Below are 17,097 nucleotides of genomic sequence, written 5' to 3'. Positions count from 1 at the left end.
GACACTGTCTGACTTTTCTTCGGCGAACCCCGGTCCCAACCGGTGCCGGGGAAGATGAGAAGAAAGCCCATAGCTTTTTATGACTACTTTTGCTGCCCTCGGTGTGCCCAAGACGCTGGTCGAGAATCTCGCCGCTCAGGGGATCACCGAACCATTCCCCATCCAGGTCAAGTCCCTGACGGACTCCATGGCCGGCAAGGACGTCCTCGGACGCGGCCGCACCGGCTCGGGCAAGACCCTGGCCTTCGCCCTGCCGATGGTGACCCGCCTGTCCGAGCAGGAGGCTGCGTACCGCCGCAAGCCCGGACGCCCCCTGGCTCTCATCCTGGCGCCGACCCGCGAGCTCGCCACCCAGATCAACGCGACCGTGGAGCCGCTCGCCAACGAGCTGGGGCTGAAGACCACGGTGATCTACGGCGGTGTTTCGCAGCAGCGCCAGGAGAAGGCACTGCGCGCCGGCGTCGACATCGTGATCGCCTGCCCCGGCCGCCTCGAGGACCTGATGCGCCAGAAGCTCATCACGCTCGAGTCCGTCGAGATCACCGTCCTCGACGAGGCCGACCACATGGCCGACCTCGGCTTCCTGCCGGTGGTCAAGAAGCTGCTCGACACCACACCCGCCGACGGTCAGCGCCTGCTGTTCTCGGCGACACTGGACAACGGCGTGGACAAGATCGTCAACCGCTACATGACCAAGCCCGTCACGCACTCCGTCGACGACCCCCAGGCCTCGGTCACCACCATGGAGCACCATGTCCTGCTGATCGGTGACCAGACCCAGAAGAAGCAGCTGATCGTCCAGCTGGCCTCTGGGACCGGGAAGCGACTGCTGTTCATGCGCACCAAGCACCACGCACGCAAGCTCGCCAAGACCCTCACCGACGCCGGCATCCCGGCCGTCGACCTGCACGGGAACCTGTCGCAGAACGCCCGCGACAGGAATCTGGCCGAGTTCTCCTCCGGCGACGTCCGCGTGCTGGTGGCCACCGATGTCGCAGCGCGCGGCGTGCACGTGGACGACGTCGAGCTCGTGGTGCATGTGGACCCGCCCACGGAGCACAAGGCATACCTGCACCGTTCCGGGCGTACCGCCCGCGCCGGCTCCTCGGGCACGGTGGTCACGATCACGCTGCCCGAGCAGAAGTCCGAGGTGCACAAGCTCATGAAGGCGGCCGGCGTGGACGTCGCGTTCGAGACCGTCAAGGCCACTTCGCCGCACGTGCTCTCGCTGGTGGGCGACATGGCCGAGAAGATCGACCCCCGCACCCGCGCGGCACTGCTCGCCTCACGGGAGACGACGCGCGGCGAGGGGAACTCCACCGGGGCCAACGCCCAGCGCAAGCGCGCTCGCCGCGGTACCGCAGCCCCGGCTGCCGGTGGACGCGGCGGCAGGGGCGGGCGCGGGCGTGTTGCCGCGGAGTCCCCGTCGACGCAGGGCAATCGCGCCGAGCGCCGCAAGGACCAGCCGCAGGCACCGCGCTTCGGCTCCGACGCCGGGTCAGGATCCTCGTCGGGCGGCTCGCGCGGCCGTGCCGCCGAGCCACGCACGACGTCGGAGACGTCGTCGCGCAGCCGACGCCCCGCCTCCGGGCAGCGCGTGGGCGATGCGGTGCGCCGTCCGGCAGCAGGAGCACCCGCAGCTCAGGGACGGGGCAGCTCGACATCGGCTCCCCGCTCCGAAGGCGCGCGGCGCTCCGGCGGGACACGCAGGGCGAGCGCCCCGGCCTCCAACGAGCGCCGTCCGCGCTAGCGGGAACGGCGTCCGAGCATCCCGGAAGTCCCCTGCCCGATCATGGGTGGGGGACTTCCGTCCGTCCGTCAGGGGCCGTGGTAGTGGTCGAGCGATGGTGCAGGTGCAGTGCCGGACGCCGTGCGGGAGAATGGGCGCATGAATGCACTCCTGAACATCATCTGGCTCCTGTTCGGCGGCATCTGGCTGGCCTTGGGTTACTTCGCGGCGGGGATCCTCTGCTGCGTGCTGATCGTGACCATCCCGTTCGGCATCGCCTCGTTCAGGATCGGTGTGTACGCGCTGTGGCCGTTCGGCCAGACCGTGATCAGCAGGGGCGGAGCGCTGGGTGCCTTCTCCACGATCGGCAACGTGATCTGGCTGCTCGTCGCCGGCATCTGGATCGCCATCGGCCATGTGCTGACGGCCATCCCCATGTTCGTCAGCATCATCGGCATCCCGCTGGGTATCGCCAATCTCAAGCTCATCCCGGTCTCGCTGGCCCCGCTGGGCAAGGTGATCGTCCCCTCGTCGTCGTACCTGCCCATGGTCCGCTGACGCGACGTCGGGCACCCACCGGAGAGGCAGCAAAATCGACCGCTGATGACGGTGTGACCGGCCCGTTGAAGTACCGATCGCAGCAAATGAAGGGCACATGGCGCAGGTGGTCGGCGGTGCAGCCTGTTGACAGATTCCGCCGTCGCGACTTCTAATGAGGTCCCGCTGATATGTAGGTCAATATGCGGACGCACGAAGGAGCTCACATGAGTTGGGTTTCGAGCTACGACAGGAACCGTGGTCGTGGACACTCGACGGCGCGCGCCAGAGCCGACGCCGACGCGGCTGCCCGGGCGGCGGTGGACCGCAACCGAGCCGCCAGGCAGAATGAAAATCAGTCGGAGTCGTGGGTGGTGATACTCCCTCGCAGAGGCTCAGAAGGTCATGCTCGGATTGCCCGTCGCGGACGAGTAGCCCTCGCTCACCCTGCGGCCCGGATCATGAGCGGCAGTCCTGGCAGTGACGGCAGCGTGACATTCGGCCTCGTCACGAAAGCGGCCGCTGCAGCGCTGATAGCAGGAGTGGGGGCAGCTGCTGGCCGGTGGCGTCACCATGGAGAGGCGAGCAAAACGGCAGATCCCCGCTCAGGCTCGTCCGCAGTCTCGAACCCTGCCGGTGAGCCTCTGTCAACCGTGACGATCGCTGAGAAGAAGCACCGGGGAAGAGAGAACGATCCTGCGTTCGAGCTTGACTCGGTCCAAGCCGCGGCCTTGCTGGCCGAGGTACGCAAGAGAGCCGAGGGGTGGAGAATCGGGTCTGCGTCTCTGGTGGCCATAATTGTTGTTTCTTTGGCGCTGCGGTCAGACAAGGGGTGGATGACCTCGTTCAAGGGTGCGCAGTTGTACTTCATCTCGGGTCTGGTAATCCTGGCGTTGCTTCTGGCGCTGCTCAGCACGTGGTTCATACTGCGAGCAGCGAACGGACCCTACCGCCTCGACACCCGCACACGTGACTACCGCGTTCCCCACGACGCCAAACGATTCTACGGTCGTGCCAAGGCCGCCGCCAAAGACCTCGCACGTGGACACATGCTGTTGTGCGGTAGCGTCATTCTCTTTTCCCTCGCTGCTTTCGCAAGCTGGCTCTTAGACCCGGGTGCTGGCTCTTCGTGGACGTTCCGGTGAAGGGGTTCATAGCGGGTCGTGGGGAACGGAGCTCGTGTCCTGGCTAGTAAGGAGCTCGTGGCCCTGCTGAGATCAGTGTCACCACGCATTCATCGTGGGCAGGAGCCACGAGCCTAAACCCATGTCGGCGGCTGTTGGCGCTGCCACGATCACCTTCGACCTGCCTGCACCCCGGGTCCTGGACGCCCTCGCTTTGCGTCACCACTGTAGGACCATCAGCGACCGGAGGCGCCGCGATGACGCCTCCAAGCCGCTCAAGAGTTGTCCTGCAAGGGTGCTGTGGAAAACACGGCACCCGCACACGAGAGGATGAGACTTCTGACGCTGCTGCCGCCCTGCTCCTCGGGAACGCGGAGCGGCGGGCGACCTCGGCCATCCCGCGGTCTTTCCGCTGGGCCGGATCTGACCGTGGTGCCTCGACAGAGTTGGGACTGCCACCTCTGCCGAGGCCGGACTACTCGGAACCGGTGGGGTTACCCGAGCTCCTCGGACCGGGTTCGGCCGCGTTCCTGAGGAGATCTCCCAGCAGGGCGATGATGTCGAGCCCTGTGGTGTCCTTGACCAGCTGTGAGGTCTGCTGGACGCCGTTCGTGACGTTCCTGCTCAGCTGGCTCGCGCCGTCGGTGGAGACCACCGTCATGGTGTCGATGGCCGACATGGGCGCCGCGATCTCGCGGGCCATCGCCGGCAGGACCTCGAGCACCTTCGAGAGGATGGCTGCCTGGTTGAACTTCTCGTAGGCCTCCGCCTGCGCGGCGATACCCGCGGCCTCCGCCTTGCCCCGCGCTTCGGCGGAGCCTGCCTCGGCGTCACCACGGGAGGCGATGACGGCGGCGTCGGCGCGGCCCTTGGCCTCGTTGATGGCGGCCTCTGCCGTGCCACGTGCGGTGTTTGCCGCGGCGTCGGCCTCTGCTGCCACGCGATCGCCCTCGGCGACCAGTTTGCGGCGGGCGAGGTCCACCGTGGCCTCGATCTCCGTGGCTTCCGAGCCCCGGCGTCGCTCCTCGAGCTTGGCGTCGGCCTGCTGGATGAGGCGGTACTTCTCCGCGTCGGCCGGCTTGCGTACCTCGGTGTCGAGCTCGCGCTCGCGCAGTTCCGCGCGTCGCTGGGCCACCTGCTGCTCGCGGATGATCACCTGCTCCTGCTGCTCGGCCTGGGCCAGGGGTCCCGAGGCATCGGCGCGGGCCTGCCGGGCATCGGCCTCCTCCTTGAGCTCCGCACGCTTGATGATCAGCTGCTGCTGGGCGAGCGCCACCTGCTCGTCGGAGAGGGCACGGGCCTGCTCGGACTCCTGCATGGAGCGGGCCTCGGCGATCTTCGCGTTGCGCTCGGCGAGGGCCGCTTCGGGTCGCCCGAGGTTCTTCAGGTACCCGGAGTCGTCGTCCACCGACTGGATCTGGAAGGTGTCGATCTCCAGACCCTGGTTGTGCATGGAGTGCTCGGCCTCCTCCTTCACGCTCTTGGCGAAGGTGGCGCGGTCGCGGATGATCGACTCGACGGTGAGGGTGCCCACGATGGAGCGCAGCGAGCCGGAGAGGGTCTCCTGCGTGTAGTGGTCGATGGCGTCCTGCTGGTTGAGGAAGCGCTGGGCCGCCTTCCGGACCGAGTCGGCGTCGCCTCCCACCTTGACCTGGGCCACGCCCGTGAGGTGGAGCTTGATGCCGTTCTTGGAGATGCCCTCGATGCGCAGGGACACCTGCCGGGAGGCGAGGGAGAGCGGGTAGGCGCGTTGGGCGAACGGGTTGATGAAGATGCGGCCGAAGACCACGCGCTGGCTGTCCGGATCCGGCTGGCCCTTGCTGTCCCGGGACGAGATGATCAGGGCCTGGTCGGGGCTGGCGATGTGCAGGGCCATGCGGGCGAGGACGATGGCGACGATGACGACGACGAGCAACACTGCCGCGCCGATGATGAGCGGGATGAACGTGAGATCCACTGCGAGCCTTTCAACGGTCTTCGTTTGCTCCGGCCGGCGGGGGCCGGAGAATGGTCAAGCTACTGGATGATGAGCTGTGCTCCGACCTCCTGCGTCCTCGATGTGGAGAACCCTCCGCGGCAGGGTGCCGGTCAGGATGCTGCACCCCTCAGGAAGGCCTGCATGAGCGGCCCGCCCGAGGTGGAACCCAGCTCGCCCTCCTCGACGAACACGGCGACGGCGAGATCTCCCTGCAGCGCGACGACCCACGCGTGGGTGCGCGGCGGCTTCTCGCTGCCGAACTCGGCCGTGCCGGTCTTGGCCAGGACCGGGTCACCCGGGACATCCTGCAGGAGCTGCGCGCCGCCCTGCTCGACGACGGCGCCCATGAGTGTCTTCAGCGTCCCGGACTCGGCCCGGGTGAACGAACTCGGCACCGCCTCCGTGGAGGGTGCGGCGTCGGGTGACGCCGTCGCGGGGCTGGTGGGACCGCTGCCCGTACTGCCGGCGTCGGGCCCGGCGGACTCGGCGGTCTCGGTGGTTGCGAGGAGGGTGGGCGTGACCCGGGATCCGGCTCCGACCGAGGCCGCCAGGGTGGCCAGGGACAGGGGGGACACGAGGACCTCGCCCTGGCCGATCATGGTGGCGGCGTGCGCTGTCCCTTCCGCGTCGGAGGGTACGGCGCCGAAGAAGGCGGGTGTGCCGATGCTCGCGGGGATGCCGATCCCGAGATCCGCGGCGGCGGTGGCGAGGTCGGCCTGGGTGACCTCGTCACGGGCGGCGATGAACCCTGTGTTGCAGGACTGCGCGAAGGTTTCCAGCAGCGGGATGGTGCCGATGAACTGCTCGGGGTAGGTGCTGGCGTTGTTGAACCTCCGGCCGTCCACGGTCACCTCCTCGGTGCACTTCGTGGGCGTATCGGGTGTGAAGCCGTTCCGCAGGAGCGCGAGGGTCGTGGCGATCTTGAAGGTGGAGCCGGGCGGGTACTGGCCGAGGAGCGCGGTCTGCAGTCCGTCGCTGCCCGGGCCGTTGGCGGCCGCGAGGATCTCCCCGGTGCTGGGTCGGAGGGCCACGACGGCGGATGCCGAGGGTTCGTCCGCCAGGACCTGTTCGCCCAGGGCCTGCAGGCGAGGATCGAGGGTCGTGGCCAGATCCGTGCCGGCCACGGGTGCACTGCTGAAGAGGCGCTGCGTGCTCGCCGCCGTACCGGCAGTGATGGCGTCGACCTCCAGCCCCGGGGTGCCCGCGAGCTGCGCGTCGTGCTGGAGCTGCAGGCCACTCAGACCGGTGATGTCGCCTGCTTCGAGGGCACCGTCGGAGCGCTCCACAAGTTCCTCGGTGGCCTCGCCGACGCTGCCGAGCAGTTCCCGGGCGAAGGTGCGTGTGGGCCCGAGTTCGAGCGTGCCGGGCTGGCCGAGAGCGCCCTCGATGGCGCTGATCTGCGCGTCGGTCACGGTCCGGTCGGCGTCGTCGCGCACCACGAGGGCGACGACGAAGGCCTCTTCCCCCGCGGCGGCCACCTGGTCCGCGTATGCCTCGGGATCGACCTCGAGCAGCTCAGCCAGTGCTCGTGCGGAGGTTGCCCGATTCGGCTCGGGGACCTGCGTCTTGTCGATGCCCACGCGAAGCACGGGCCGTTCCGTGACGATCACCTCGCCGTCCGCGCCCGTGATGTCGCCGCGGGCGGCCGGCGTGCTCGTCAGGGCGAGCTTCTCGTCGGGCAGCAGACCCTCCACGAAGACGCCGGGCTTCCACGCGGTCTGCCAGGCGTCGTCCACGCGGGTGAGCTCCGCCGTCGTGCTGTAGGTCCAGTCCCTGTCAGAGGCATCGACATCCCAGACGTAGTCCAGGGTGGCCGTCGCCGTGTCCTCGCCGGTCTCCTCGACCCCGCCGACCGTCACCCGCGGTGGCGCGGGCGTGAAGCCCTCGGTGATCGCCGCGAGCTCGGCGGTGACCTCCGCCGCCTCCCCGGAGGAGAAGGCGGACTGCCCGACGTCGAGCTGGGCGAGTCCCGCGGCGAGCGTCCCGGCGGCGTCCGCCGCGGTGGGGCGATCATCGGTGCATGAGGTCAGGCTGAGGGCGAGGGCAGCAACGGTCAGGCACGTGGTGGCGCGGTGGAGTTTCCCCATGCGGCTCATTATGTACGAGGAAGCACGCGATCCCCCGTCACGGCACGCGGTGTGCGGTGACGGGGGATCGCGTGCCGCTGCTCAGGACGCAGTCGCGCCCACGGACCGGTCCTGCGTCGATGCTGCTCGCGCCTGCTTGACGAGATCCGCGCACCGCTCGCCGATCATCATGACCGTGATGTTCGGGTTCACCGTGGTCAGCGTGGGCATCACGGAGGCATCCGCGACGCGCAGCCTGGTGATGCCTTTGACCCGCAGCTCGGGGTCGAGGGGTGACATCGTATCGTCCGCCGCGCCCATCCTGACGGAGCCGGCCGGGTGGTAGACCGTGTTGTGCGTCTTCGTGATGTAGTCCCGGATCTGCTCGTCGGTCTGCACCTCGGCGCCCGGGTACAGTTCCTCGCCCGCCCACGCTGCCATGGCGGGCTGGGCCACGATCTCGCGCGCCGTCCTGATGCCGGCGATCATCACGCGCATGTCGTGCGGATCCGTGAAATAGCGCGGATCCACGAGTGGCTTGTCCCGGAAGTCGCTGCTGCGCAGCCGGACCGTGCCGCGCGAGCGGGCATGCGTGACATTCGGGGTGAGGCAGAAGCCGTTCTCGGTGGTCGGGTAGCCCTGGCGGAGGGTGTGCATGTCGAAGGGCACCGAGCCGTAGTGGAACATCAGATCGGGCCGCTCCAGGCCGTCCTCCGTGGTGGTGAAGATGCCGATCTCCCACCACTGGGTGGAGGTCTCCGTCATGGGCTGCTTCGCTTCCCACTGGATGACGCCCTCCGGGTGGTCCTGCAGGTGCTCGCCCACGCCGGGGGAGTCGACGCGCACGGCGACACCGTTCTGGCGGAGGTGCTCGGCCGGGCCGATACCCGAGAGCATGAGCAGCTTCGGGGTGTCGATGGCGCCGGCGGACACGATCACCTCGTGCCGCGCGGTCAGGGCCCGGGTGCGTCCGAAGGCCCCGTCCACGACGTCGACGCCGGTGCAGGTGTTGTCCTCGTCGATGCGCAGCGCGCGTGCCCGCAGATCCGTGAGGAGCGTGAAGTTGGGCCGGTCCGCGATCGGGTGGATGTAGGAGACGGAGGACGACGCCCGGGTGCCGTCCGCCTGGCGGTTGATCTGGAACAGGCCCGCCCCGTTGATGACGGTCTCACCGGTGTTGAACGCCGTGCGGGGGATGCCCGCCTGCTCGCAGGCGTCGAGCAGAGCCTGCCCGGAGGGATCGTGCGCCGGGATGTTCATGAGGTGGACGGGGCCGCTGTCACCGTGGTGCGGTGCATCGGGGCCGGCGTCCTCGTTGCTCTCCAGCCGGCGGTACAGCTCGTAGGCCATCTCCGCGTTCCAGCCGGTGGCACCGAAACGCTGCTCCCACTCGTCGATGTCCTCCCGCGGCGCCCAGAACGCGATGCAGGAGTTGTGGCTCGAGCAGCCGCCCATGACCTTCGCGCGCGCATGGCGCATGAAGGAGTTCCCGTTCTCCTGGGCCTCGATCGGGTAGTCCCAGTCGTACCCCGACTCGAGGAGCTCCATCCACCGGTCCAGGCGGAGGATCACCTCCTTGCCGCGGTCGTCCGGGCCGGCCTCGATGAGTGCCACCTCGACGTCGGCGTCCTCGCTCAGCCGCGATGCAACCGCGGCGCCCGCGGAACCGCCGCCCACCACGATGTAGTCGAAGGTCGTCTTCTTGATCTGCTCCTCGGGCGTGCTCATGCTGATTCCTCCTCGATCCGCGCGTCGAACCAGCCGGTGACGGCGGGGTCGATGTTGTGGTAGATGTGCTTGGCCTCCTGGTACTCGGAGAAGCCCGTGGGGCCGAGTTCACGGCCCACGCCGGACTGCCCGTAGCCGCCCCACTCGGCCTGCGGCAGGTAGGGGTGGAAGTCGTTGATCCAGATGGTGCCGTGGCGCAGGCGGGCTGCGACGCGCTGGCCCTTCCCGGCGTCCTGGCTCCAGACGGCTCCGGCAAGGCCGTAGTGGGTGTCGTTGCCCAGTTCCACGGCCTCGTCCTCGCCGTTGAACGTCTCTACCGTGACCACGGGACCGAACGCCTCGTCGACGAGCACGGAGGACCCACGCGTCACGCGGTCCAGGACGGTCGGGGTGTAGTAGAAGCCCTGCTCGAGGTCGCCCTCACCCCAGGCACCGCCGCAGCGTACACGGGCGCCTTCCTCGACGCCTTTCCGGACGTAGGCGGTGACCTTGTCGCGATGCGCGGCGGAGATCAGCGGTCCGGTCTCGCTCTCGGGGTCGAAGGGGCCGCCGAGCCGGATCTGCCCGGCACGCCGGACGAGCTCGTCGACGAAGCGTTCCGCGATGGGTTCCTCGACGAGGAGCCGGGCTCCGGCGGAGCACACCTGGCCGGAGTGCACGAAGGCGCCGTTGAGGGCGTTGTCCAGGGCGGCGTCGAAGTCCGCGTCGGCGAAGATGATGTTCGGGTTCTTCCCGCCGAGTTCCAGCGCCACCTTCTTCACCGTCCCGGCCGCCGAGGCCGCGATGATGCGGCCGGTCTCGAGGCCGCCGGTGAAGGAGACCATGTCCACGTCGGGGCTCTCCGAGAGCGGAGCGCCCACCACGGCTCCCGGGCCGAGGACCAGATTCGCCACGCCCTGGGGGAGTCCGAGGCGTTCGAGCACATCCATCATGAGGATGGCGGTCGACGGCGTGAGCTCGCTGGGCTTGAGGACGAAGGAGCACCCGGCGCCGATGGCCGGTGCGATCTTCCATGCCGCCTGCAGCAGGGGGTAGTTCCAGGGGGAGATGAGCGCGCAGACCCCCACGGGCTCGTACGAGATACGGCTCACCACGCCGGGATTGTCGGCGTCGACGATCCGCCCGGCGTTCTGGCCGGCGAGTTTCCCGAAGTACTCGAAGCAGTCGGCAATATCGTCCATGTCGATCTCGCTCTCCACGAGTCGCTTGCCGGTGTCCATCGTCTCGGCGCGGGCGAACTCGTCCTTCCTGGCGCGCAGCTCGGCGGCCACCCTGAGCAGGAAGTCCCCGCGCTGGGGTGCCGGGACGGATGCCCAGGCACCGCCGTCGAAGGCGCGCCGTGCGGCGGCGATGGCCCGCTCCGCGTCCTCGCGCGTGCCCTCGGACACCTCGGCGACGAACGAGCCGTCGGCGGGACAGCTGATGGTGCGTGTCTTGCCGTCCGATGCCGGCACCCAGGCGCCGTCGATGAACAGTGTTGCCGGTGGGTTCTGCGTGGTCACTTTGTCTCCTCCTGGAGGGGGAAATCGGATTCCCAGTTGTCCTTGGTGGTCTGATCGTCGATCAGGGCCGTATTGCCGGGCTCGGACCGGTTCAGGTGCAGGAATTCGAGGTGGGTCTCGTAGTGGTCGAGGACGTCGGTGATGACCTGCTCCTTGCTGTACCCGGCGAGGTCGTAGCTGTGGCTGCCCTCCAGGGAGAAGACCTCCATGCGGTAGTACTTCGGGTCCAGGGCGGCGTTGCCGGGTGCGTAGGACGGCGTCTCGTACTGGACCGGGTAGATCTGGTACTTGAAGGAACGCTCGCCGCCGAGTCCCACGTGGAGGTCCACGTGCCGGATGCCGCAGGTCTCCACCACCGCGGTGCCGAGGGTGACGTCGGCGCCCTGGGCCTGGAGTTCGTCGTGCACCTCCTGCAGGGCGGGCAGCGCGACCTCGTCCACGAAGCGGTTCGCCTGCCGCGGGCCGGGATAGCTCATGGCACGGGTGAGCCGCTGCTTCCAATTGCGGCTCGCCGTGCCCTCCGCGCTACGCCCCGAGATGATGCCCGGCAGGCTTGCACGGTAGCTGTCGGTCAGGGAGTTCTCGATCCGCAGGGCCCGGTAGAGCCCGAGCATGATGAACAGCAGCAGGATGGACAGCGGCAGGCCCATGATGATCGTGGCGTTCTGCAGCGTGGTGACGCCGCCTACGGTCAGCATGGCGAGGGTCAGCAGGCCGGTGACGGCCGCCCAGAAGACGCGCAGCCACTTGGCGCCGTCGGAACTGGCGTCCTTGAGGTGGCTCGTGAAGTTGGCCATGACCAGGGCTCCGGAGTCCGCGGACGTCACGTAGAACAGCAGGCCCGTGAACGTGGCGATGCCGATGATCAGTGGCGCGGCCGGGTACTGCTCGAGCAGGCCGTAGAACGCCCGTTCGGGCTGGGCCATCGCGACCTCCCCGAAGGCGGCATTGCCGTTCATGACGATGTCCAGTGCGCTGTTGCCGAAGATGGAGATGAACAGCAGGATGAAGGCGAACGGCACCATGAGCGTGCCCAGGATGAACTGGCGGATGGTGCGCCCGCGGGAGATCCGCGCGAGGAACAGGCCCACGAAGGGTGCCCAGGCGATCCACCAGGCCCAGAAGAAGAGCGTCCAGCCCTGCAGCCAGTCCCCTGGACGGTCGTAGGCGAAGGTGTCCAGCGTCATGCCGGGGAAGCGGCTGAGCACGTCTCCGGTGTTCTGGATGATGCCATCGAGCATGAAGGCGGTCCTGCCGTTCACGAGGATGAAGACCATGAGTCCCAGGGCGAGGATGACATTCAGTTCCGCCAGCCGCCGGATGCCCTTCTCGACGCCGGAGAGCGTGGACGCGGTGGCCATGACCACGGCGACGACGATCAGGCCGATCTGCACGGACTGGTTCTCCGGCAGTCCGAACATCAGCTTCAGCCCGTAGTTGAGCTGGACGACGCCGATCCCGAGGGAGGTGGCGATGCCGAAGATGGTGCCGAGCAGGGCCGCGATGTCCACGCCGTGGCCGAGTGGGCCGTCGATCTTCTTGCCGAAGATGGGGTAGAGGGCACTGCGGATGCTCAGGGGGAGATTGTGCCGGTACGCGAAGTAGCCCAGCGCGAGTCCCATGAGCGCATAGAGCGCCCATCCGGTGATGCCGTAGTGGAACAGGGTGAGGACGAGTGCCTGCCGGGCAGCCTCCGCGGTGGCGCCATCGCCCTGCGGAGGAGCGAGGTACTGCGTCACGGGTTCGGAGACGCTGAAGAACATCAGGTCGATACCGATGCCGGCAGCGAAGAGCATGGACGCCCAGGTGAAGAGATTGAACTGGGGCTTGGAGTGATCGGGGCCCAGTTTGGTCGATCCCACCCGCGTCAGCGCGATCACCAGCACGAAGATCACGACGAGCGTGACCACGAGGAAGTAGTACCACCCCATATTGGTGGAGACCCAGGTGACCAGGGATCCGATGACCGCCTCCGCGCCGGCGGTGTCGATGATGGCCCAGGTGGCGATGGCAAGGATGCCGACGGCCGAGCCGATGAAGACGGTCCAGTTGACCCGGGTCTGCGGTTCGGCCGTGCTGCCGGTCTCCGCGGCGGCACCTCCTGCATCGGCCGTGGGCGGAGCGTCGGTGCTCTGACTCATGTCGTTCCTCTCGTTGGAAACCACCCGAGCGGTGGTGATCGTGCTGATCGAACCGGGGCAATCGTGAGCCGGGCGGCGCGCAGGCCGGCCGCAGGAGCGCTGTGTCGGGAACTCACACGCCAGGGACATGCCGCCTATCGAGGCCGGGGCATCCAGGTCCGGCAGGTCCGGCATTCCTCGCGTATGGCGGGCCCGGGTGGCACGGGATTCTGGATGCCGCGAGCACTTCATTGTACGCCGGTGCCCCTGGCAGGCATCGGGGTGGACCCGACGAGGGCGGGTTCGCGCCGTGACACGGATCTCCACGGCTCAGTCGGTCGAAGCGACCTCGTCCAGAGTTGAGTCGGGTAGACTCAAGGTACTGGTCGGACGACACACAGGGTTGAGGAAGGAACCACTCATGGACACGAATTTCACCACCAAGAGCCGCGAGGTGCTCTCAGCCGCAGCGACGAACGCCTCGACTGCGGGCAACGCGCAGATCGACACGCCACACTTCCTCAAGGCGCTGACGGACCAGCGGGAGGGAATCGCCGTCGCACTGCTGAGGGCGGCCGGTGCAGACCCCGACATGGTCAGCGTGCGGGCCAGTTCGGCCATCAAGGCGCTGCCGGCGTCGTCGGGATCGTCCGTGGCGCAGCCCCAGTTCTCCCGCCAGGCCCTGCAGGTGGTGACCACGGCCAAGCAGGAGGCGGAGACCCTCGGGGACCAGTTCGTCTCCACCGAGCACCTGCTGCTGGCGCTCGCGGCGGACGAGGGTGCGGCGGGCGGGATCCTGCGCAGCGTCGATCTCACGCGCGACGCCCTCGCCGCAGCCCTGCCCGGAATCCGCGGCGACCGGCACGTGAACTCGCCCGATCCGGAGAACACCTTCCAGGCGCTGGAGAAATTCGGGGTGGATCTCACCGAGGTGGCCCGCAGCGGCAGGCTCGACCCCGTGATCGGGCGGGACAACGAGATCCGGCGCGTGGTGCAGGTGCTCAGTCGCCGCACCAAGAACAACCCCGTGCTCATCGGTGAACCCGGGGTGGGCAAGACCGCCGTCGTCGAAGGTCTTGCCCAGCGCATGGTGGCCGGTGACGTGCCCGAGTCGCTCCGCGGAAAGAGGCTCATCAGCCTCGATCTCGGAGCCATGATTGCCGGCGCCAAGTACCGGGGTGAGTTCGAGGAGCGGCTGAAGGCCGTGCTCGAGGAGATCCGTGCCTCCGACGGCCAGGTCGTCACCTTCATCGACGAGCTCCACACGGTGGTCGGCGCCGGTGCCTCCGAGGGCTCCATGGACGCCGGGAACATGCTCAAGCCCATGCTCGCCCGTGGCGAGCTCCGCCTCATCGGTGCGACGACGCTGGACGAGTACCGCGAGAATGTCGAGAAGGACCCTGCCCTCGAGCGCAGATTCCAGCAGGTGTATGTGGGTGAGCCCTCCGTGCCGGACACGATCGGAATTCTCCGTGGTCTGAAGCAACGCTACGAGGCGCACCACAAGGTCTCCATCGCGGATTCGGCCCTGGTGGCTGCGGCGACCCTCTCCCAGCGGTACATCCCGGGGCGGCAGCTGCCCGACAAGGCGATCGACCTCGTGGATGAGGCCGCGTCGCGCCTGCGGATGGAGATCGACTCCGCCCCGGTCGAGATCGACGAGCTGCGCCGGTCGCTCGAGCGGATGCGCATGGAGGAGATGGCGCTGTCCAGGGAGAAGGACGAGGCCTCTGTAGAACGGCTGGAGGCACTGCGCGCCGAGATGGCAGACCGTCAGGAGGACCTGGACGGCCTGAATGCTCGGTGGGAGGCCGAGAAGGCCGGCCTGAACCGTGTGGGCGAGCTGAAGGCCTCGCTCGACGAGCTCCGGTCCCAGGCCGACCGCGCCCAGCGGGAGGGCGATCTCGAGACGGCGTCGCGCATCCTCTACGGGCAGATCCCGGGCCTCGAGCGCGAACTCCGCGAGGCGCAGGCCGCCGAGGAGCAGACGGTCGACCCCCACGAGCTGATGGTGGCCGAAGAGGTCACCGCACACGACATTGCCGAGGTCATCTCCGCATGGACCGGCATTCCCGCCGGGCGCATGCTGCAGGGCGAGAGCCAGAAGCTCCTGCAGATGGAGGACAGGATCGGTGCGCGGCTGATCGGCCAGCGGCGAGCAGTCACCGCGGTGTCCGACGCCGTCCGCCGTGCCAGGGCGGGCGTCTCCGACCCCGACCGACCCACCGGTTCCTTCCTCTTCCTGGGCCCCACGGGCGTGGGCAAGACCGAGCTGGCCAAGGCGCTCGCGGACTTCCTGTTCGACGACGAGCGCGCCATGGTGCGGATCGACATGTCGGAGTACTCGGAGAAGCACTCCGTGGCGCGCCTCGTCGGCGCTCCTCCGGGTTACGTGGGCTACGAGGAGGGCGGACAGCTCACCGAGGCGGTGCGCCGCCGGCCGTACAGTGTGGTGCTGCTCGACGAGGTGGAGAAGGCCCATCCGGAGGTCTTCGACCTGCTCCTGCAGGTGCTCGACGACGGTCGCCTCACCGACGGCCAGGGACGGACGGTCGACTTCCGCAATGTCATCCTCGTGCTGACCTCCAATCTCGGCTCCCAGTTCCTCGTGGACTCCTCGCTCGACGAGGCCACGAAGCGCGCCGCCGTGATGTCCGCCGTCAATGCGAACTTCCGGCCCGAGTTCCTCAACCGGCTCGACGACGTCGTGATCTTCGATCCGCTGGATCTCGAGGAGCTCTCGCGGATCGTGGACCTGCAGGTGGGACTGCTGGGGGAGCGGCTGCGGGATCGGCGGCTCGAACTCGACGTCAGTGCCGCGGCGAGCGAATGGCTGGCCCTGACGGGATTCGATCCGGCCTACGGGGCCCGGCCGCTCCGCAGGCTCGTGCAGCGGGAGATCGGTGACCGGCTGGCCAGGGGAATCCTCTCTGGGGACATCGTCGAGGGCGACACCGTCGTCGTCGACCGGCCGGAGCCGGACCCGGAGGCGATCGACGCGGGCGGACTCTCGGTGCGGGCGGCCGACCGCACGTAGGACGGCACGGCGCGGGGGGAACCGGATCGGTTCCCCTCGCGTCACGCGTGGACGAGGACCGACACCGGAGCCGGGTGGTCCTGGGGTGCCGCATCGGCGGGGCCCAGACCGCTCACGAGGGAAGCGACGAGCCAGATCAGCAGGCCGACGAGCACCACGACCGCTCCGATGACCAGCAGCAGCGGGAGTGCAATGCTCCGGGTGCGGGGCTCGTCCCTTGTGGCCCGCTCCTCCTCGTCCGGTCGGTCGCCCGATCGCTCCCCAGCGGCGATGGGCCGCCCGGTGGGCGCGTCGTGGTCCCCCTGGTACGCGCTCCCGTCCGAGCTTTCGCCAGGAGTCGGGGACGTGCCCGGCCCGTCTTCCACTACTGCCCCGGCGGGCGCGGTCCCGTCGCGGGAGGCGCGGGCAACCGGCGCGTTCCGCGGCATCGGGCCCCCCACGAGCGAACTCGCCTCCTCCGCCTGGGCGGCGACGGCGCGTGCCTCGGCCGCAGCGGCATCGAGCGAGGCGGCGTCGGCCACCTCGGGAGTGATCTCGGCGGGTGCGAGATCGGGTTCGGACAGGTCGATGGTGTCGCGTGCCACCGACAGCTCGGGGTCCAGCCGGGTGGGCGCGTCGTCGGTCGCGAATCCGCCGTCGGCGCCCGCATCGTCGGTCCGGGGGTCGTCGGTCGTCGCCGCCGGCACGGGAACGTTCTCCGGCGCCGCCCCCCGATCGTCTGGGATCTGCCCCTCGGTGCTCATGGTGGCCCCTGTCTCCTCGGATCTCCGGTGGCTCGAGGGCTGGTTGCCCCGACCTGCCGGCACTCCATCCAAGTTCATCCGGCCGGGTGCCCGCAAGGGGCGGGATGCCGGCGGCGGGGGCATGCCGGGCGGCCGTGCGGCGTCGCGTACCGGGAGCATCCGGGCGGCATTTCGGGGATGGTGAAAGCATGTAACCTAGACTTACGACAATTCGACCAAATACTCCGGGGCCTCGCTGCAGCCTTGGGCCTCGTGCCCCAGTGACCACCTCCGGATCGACGCACAAAGGGGGTCACGCCATGGGGCGCGGCCGTCAAAAGGCAAAAGCTACCAAGCAGGCCCGGGACATGAAGTACTTCAGCCCGGCCACGGACTATTCCGCACTGCAGCGAGAGCTCACGGATCAGGAGAGTCGTGCTGCTGCCCGGCGCCCCGAATCCTTCGAGCCGGAGGAGCCGGACTATTCGGCGTACGCGGACAAGTACGGCGACGACGACGACGGCGAGGAGAGCGGCGCCCGCCGCACCGGCTGA

Annotated in this window: 11 protein-coding genes; 5 read left to right on the top strand and 6 right to left on the bottom strand. The window is 68.6% G+C overall.

The genetic code is table 11. From position 1 onward, the window contains the following. Nucleotides 1–79 precede the first annotated feature (79 nt). The 3 genes from FQ377_RS02095 (at nt 80) to FQ377_RS02085 (ending at nt 3,411) form a co-directional block, all read left to right on the top strand. Entirely contained in the window at nt 80–1,750 is a 1,671-nt protein-coding gene (locus tag FQ377_RS02095; RefSeq protein ID WP_148599579.1) for a DEAD/DEAH box helicase, read from the top strand. Nucleotides 1,751–1,888: 138 nt separating this feature from the next. Continuing rightward, nucleotides 1,889–2,287, top strand: coding sequence for a YccF domain-containing protein (locus FQ377_RS02090; RefSeq protein WP_148599578.1), 399 nt, complete (start codon nt 1,889–1,891; stop codon nt 2,285–2,287). Nucleotides 2,288–2,919: 632 nt separating this feature from the next. Further along, complete coding sequence (locus FQ377_RS02085; protein WP_148599577.1) at nt 2,920–3,411, top strand: hypothetical protein; 492 nt, start codon at nt 2,920–2,922, stop codon at nt 3,409–3,411. A gap of 454 nt (nt 3,412–3,865) precedes the next feature. On the opposite strand, the gene FQ377_RS02080 is transcribed toward FQ377_RS02085, so the two are convergent. From FQ377_RS02080 to betT, 5 genes are all read right to left on the bottom strand, one after another. Then, nucleotides 3,866–5,347, bottom strand: coding sequence for a flotillin family protein (locus FQ377_RS02080; RefSeq protein ID WP_148599576.1), 1,482 nt, complete (start codon nt 5,345–5,347; stop codon nt 3,866–3,868). Nucleotides 5,348–5,478: 131 nt separating this feature from the next. After that, on the bottom strand, nt 5,479–7,455 hold the full coding sequence (locus tag FQ377_RS02075; protein WP_262364212.1) for a penicillin-binding transpeptidase domain-containing protein: 1,977 nt from the start codon (nt 7,453–7,455) through the stop codon (nt 5,479–5,481). Nucleotides 7,456–7,536: 81 nt separating this feature from the next. Continuing rightward, on the bottom strand, nt 7,537–9,162 hold the full coding sequence (locus tag FQ377_RS02070; RefSeq protein ID WP_148599574.1) for a GMC family oxidoreductase: 1,626 nt from the start codon (nt 9,160–9,162) through the stop codon (nt 7,537–7,539). Then, nucleotides 9,159–10,664, bottom strand: coding sequence for an aldehyde dehydrogenase family protein (locus FQ377_RS02065; protein ID WP_187393224.1), 1,506 nt, complete (start codon nt 10,662–10,664; stop codon nt 9,159–9,161). Before FQ377_RS02065 ends, FQ377_RS02070 begins: the two co-directional genes overlap by 4 nt. After that, on the bottom strand, nt 10,661–12,805 hold the full coding sequence (betT, locus tag FQ377_RS02060) for a choline BCCT transporter BetT (RefSeq protein ID WP_148599573.1): 2,145 nt from the start codon (nt 12,803–12,805) through the stop codon (nt 10,661–10,663). Before betT ends, FQ377_RS02065 begins: the two co-directional genes overlap by 4 nt. Before the next feature lie 400 nt (nt 12,806–13,205). Between betT and clpB the strand changes: the two genes are divergently transcribed. Further along, the gene (gene clpB / locus FQ377_RS02055; protein ID WP_148599572.1) at nt 13,206–15,821 is read left to right on the top strand and encodes an ATP-dependent chaperone ClpB; all 2,616 of its coding nucleotides are present in this window, start codon (nt 13,206–13,208) and stop codon (nt 15,819–15,821) included. A 41-nt stretch (nt 15,822–15,862) separates the two neighbouring features. Here clpB and FQ377_RS02050 read toward each other — a convergent pair whose 3' ends face one another. Next, complete coding sequence (locus FQ377_RS02050; RefSeq protein WP_148599571.1) at nt 15,863–16,564, bottom strand: hypothetical protein; 702 nt, start codon at nt 16,562–16,564, stop codon at nt 15,863–15,865. A gap of 299 nt (nt 16,565–16,863) precedes the next feature. On the opposite strand from FQ377_RS02050, the gene FQ377_RS02045 reads away from it, so the two are divergent. Then, complete coding sequence (locus FQ377_RS02045; RefSeq protein WP_148599570.1) at nt 16,864–17,097, top strand: DUF3073 domain-containing protein; 234 nt, start codon at nt 16,864–16,866, stop codon at nt 17,095–17,097.

The organism is Arthrobacter echini, assembly GCF_008107445.1.
Taxonomy (GTDB): domain Bacteria; phylum Actinomycetota; class Actinomycetes; order Actinomycetales; family Micrococcaceae; genus Arthrobacter_D; species Arthrobacter_D echini_A.
This window is presented reverse-complemented; position numbering and strand designations above follow the sequence as displayed.

Coding starts and splice junctions, on each gene's coding strand:
- FQ377_RS02095 (WP_148599579.1), top strand. CDS start 80: ATGACTACTTTTGCTGCCCTCGGTGTGCCCAAGACGCTGGTCGAGAAT.
- FQ377_RS02075 (WP_262364212.1), bottom strand. CDS start 7,455: ATGGGGAAACTCCACCGCGCCACCACGTGCCTGACCGTTGCTGCCCTC.
- betT (WP_148599573.1), bottom strand. CDS start 12,805: ATGAGTCAGAGCACCGACGCTCCGCCCACGGCCGATGCAGGAGGTGCC.
- FQ377_RS02070 (WP_148599574.1), bottom strand. CDS start 9,162: ATGAGCACGCCCGAGGAGCAGATCAAGAAGACGACCTTCGACTACATC.
- clpB (WP_148599572.1), top strand. CDS start 13,206: ATGGACACGAATTTCACCACCAAGAGCCGCGAGGTGCTCTCAGCCGCA.
- FQ377_RS02045 (WP_148599570.1), top strand. CDS start 16,864: ATGGGGCGCGGCCGTCAAAAGGCAAAAGCTACCAAGCAGGCCCGGGAC.
- FQ377_RS02050 (WP_148599571.1), bottom strand. CDS start 16,564: ATGAGCACCGAGGGGCAGATCCCAGACGATCGGGGGGCGGCGCCGGAG.
- FQ377_RS02090 (WP_148599578.1), top strand. CDS start 1,889: ATGAATGCACTCCTGAACATCATCTGGCTCCTGTTCGGCGGCATCTGG.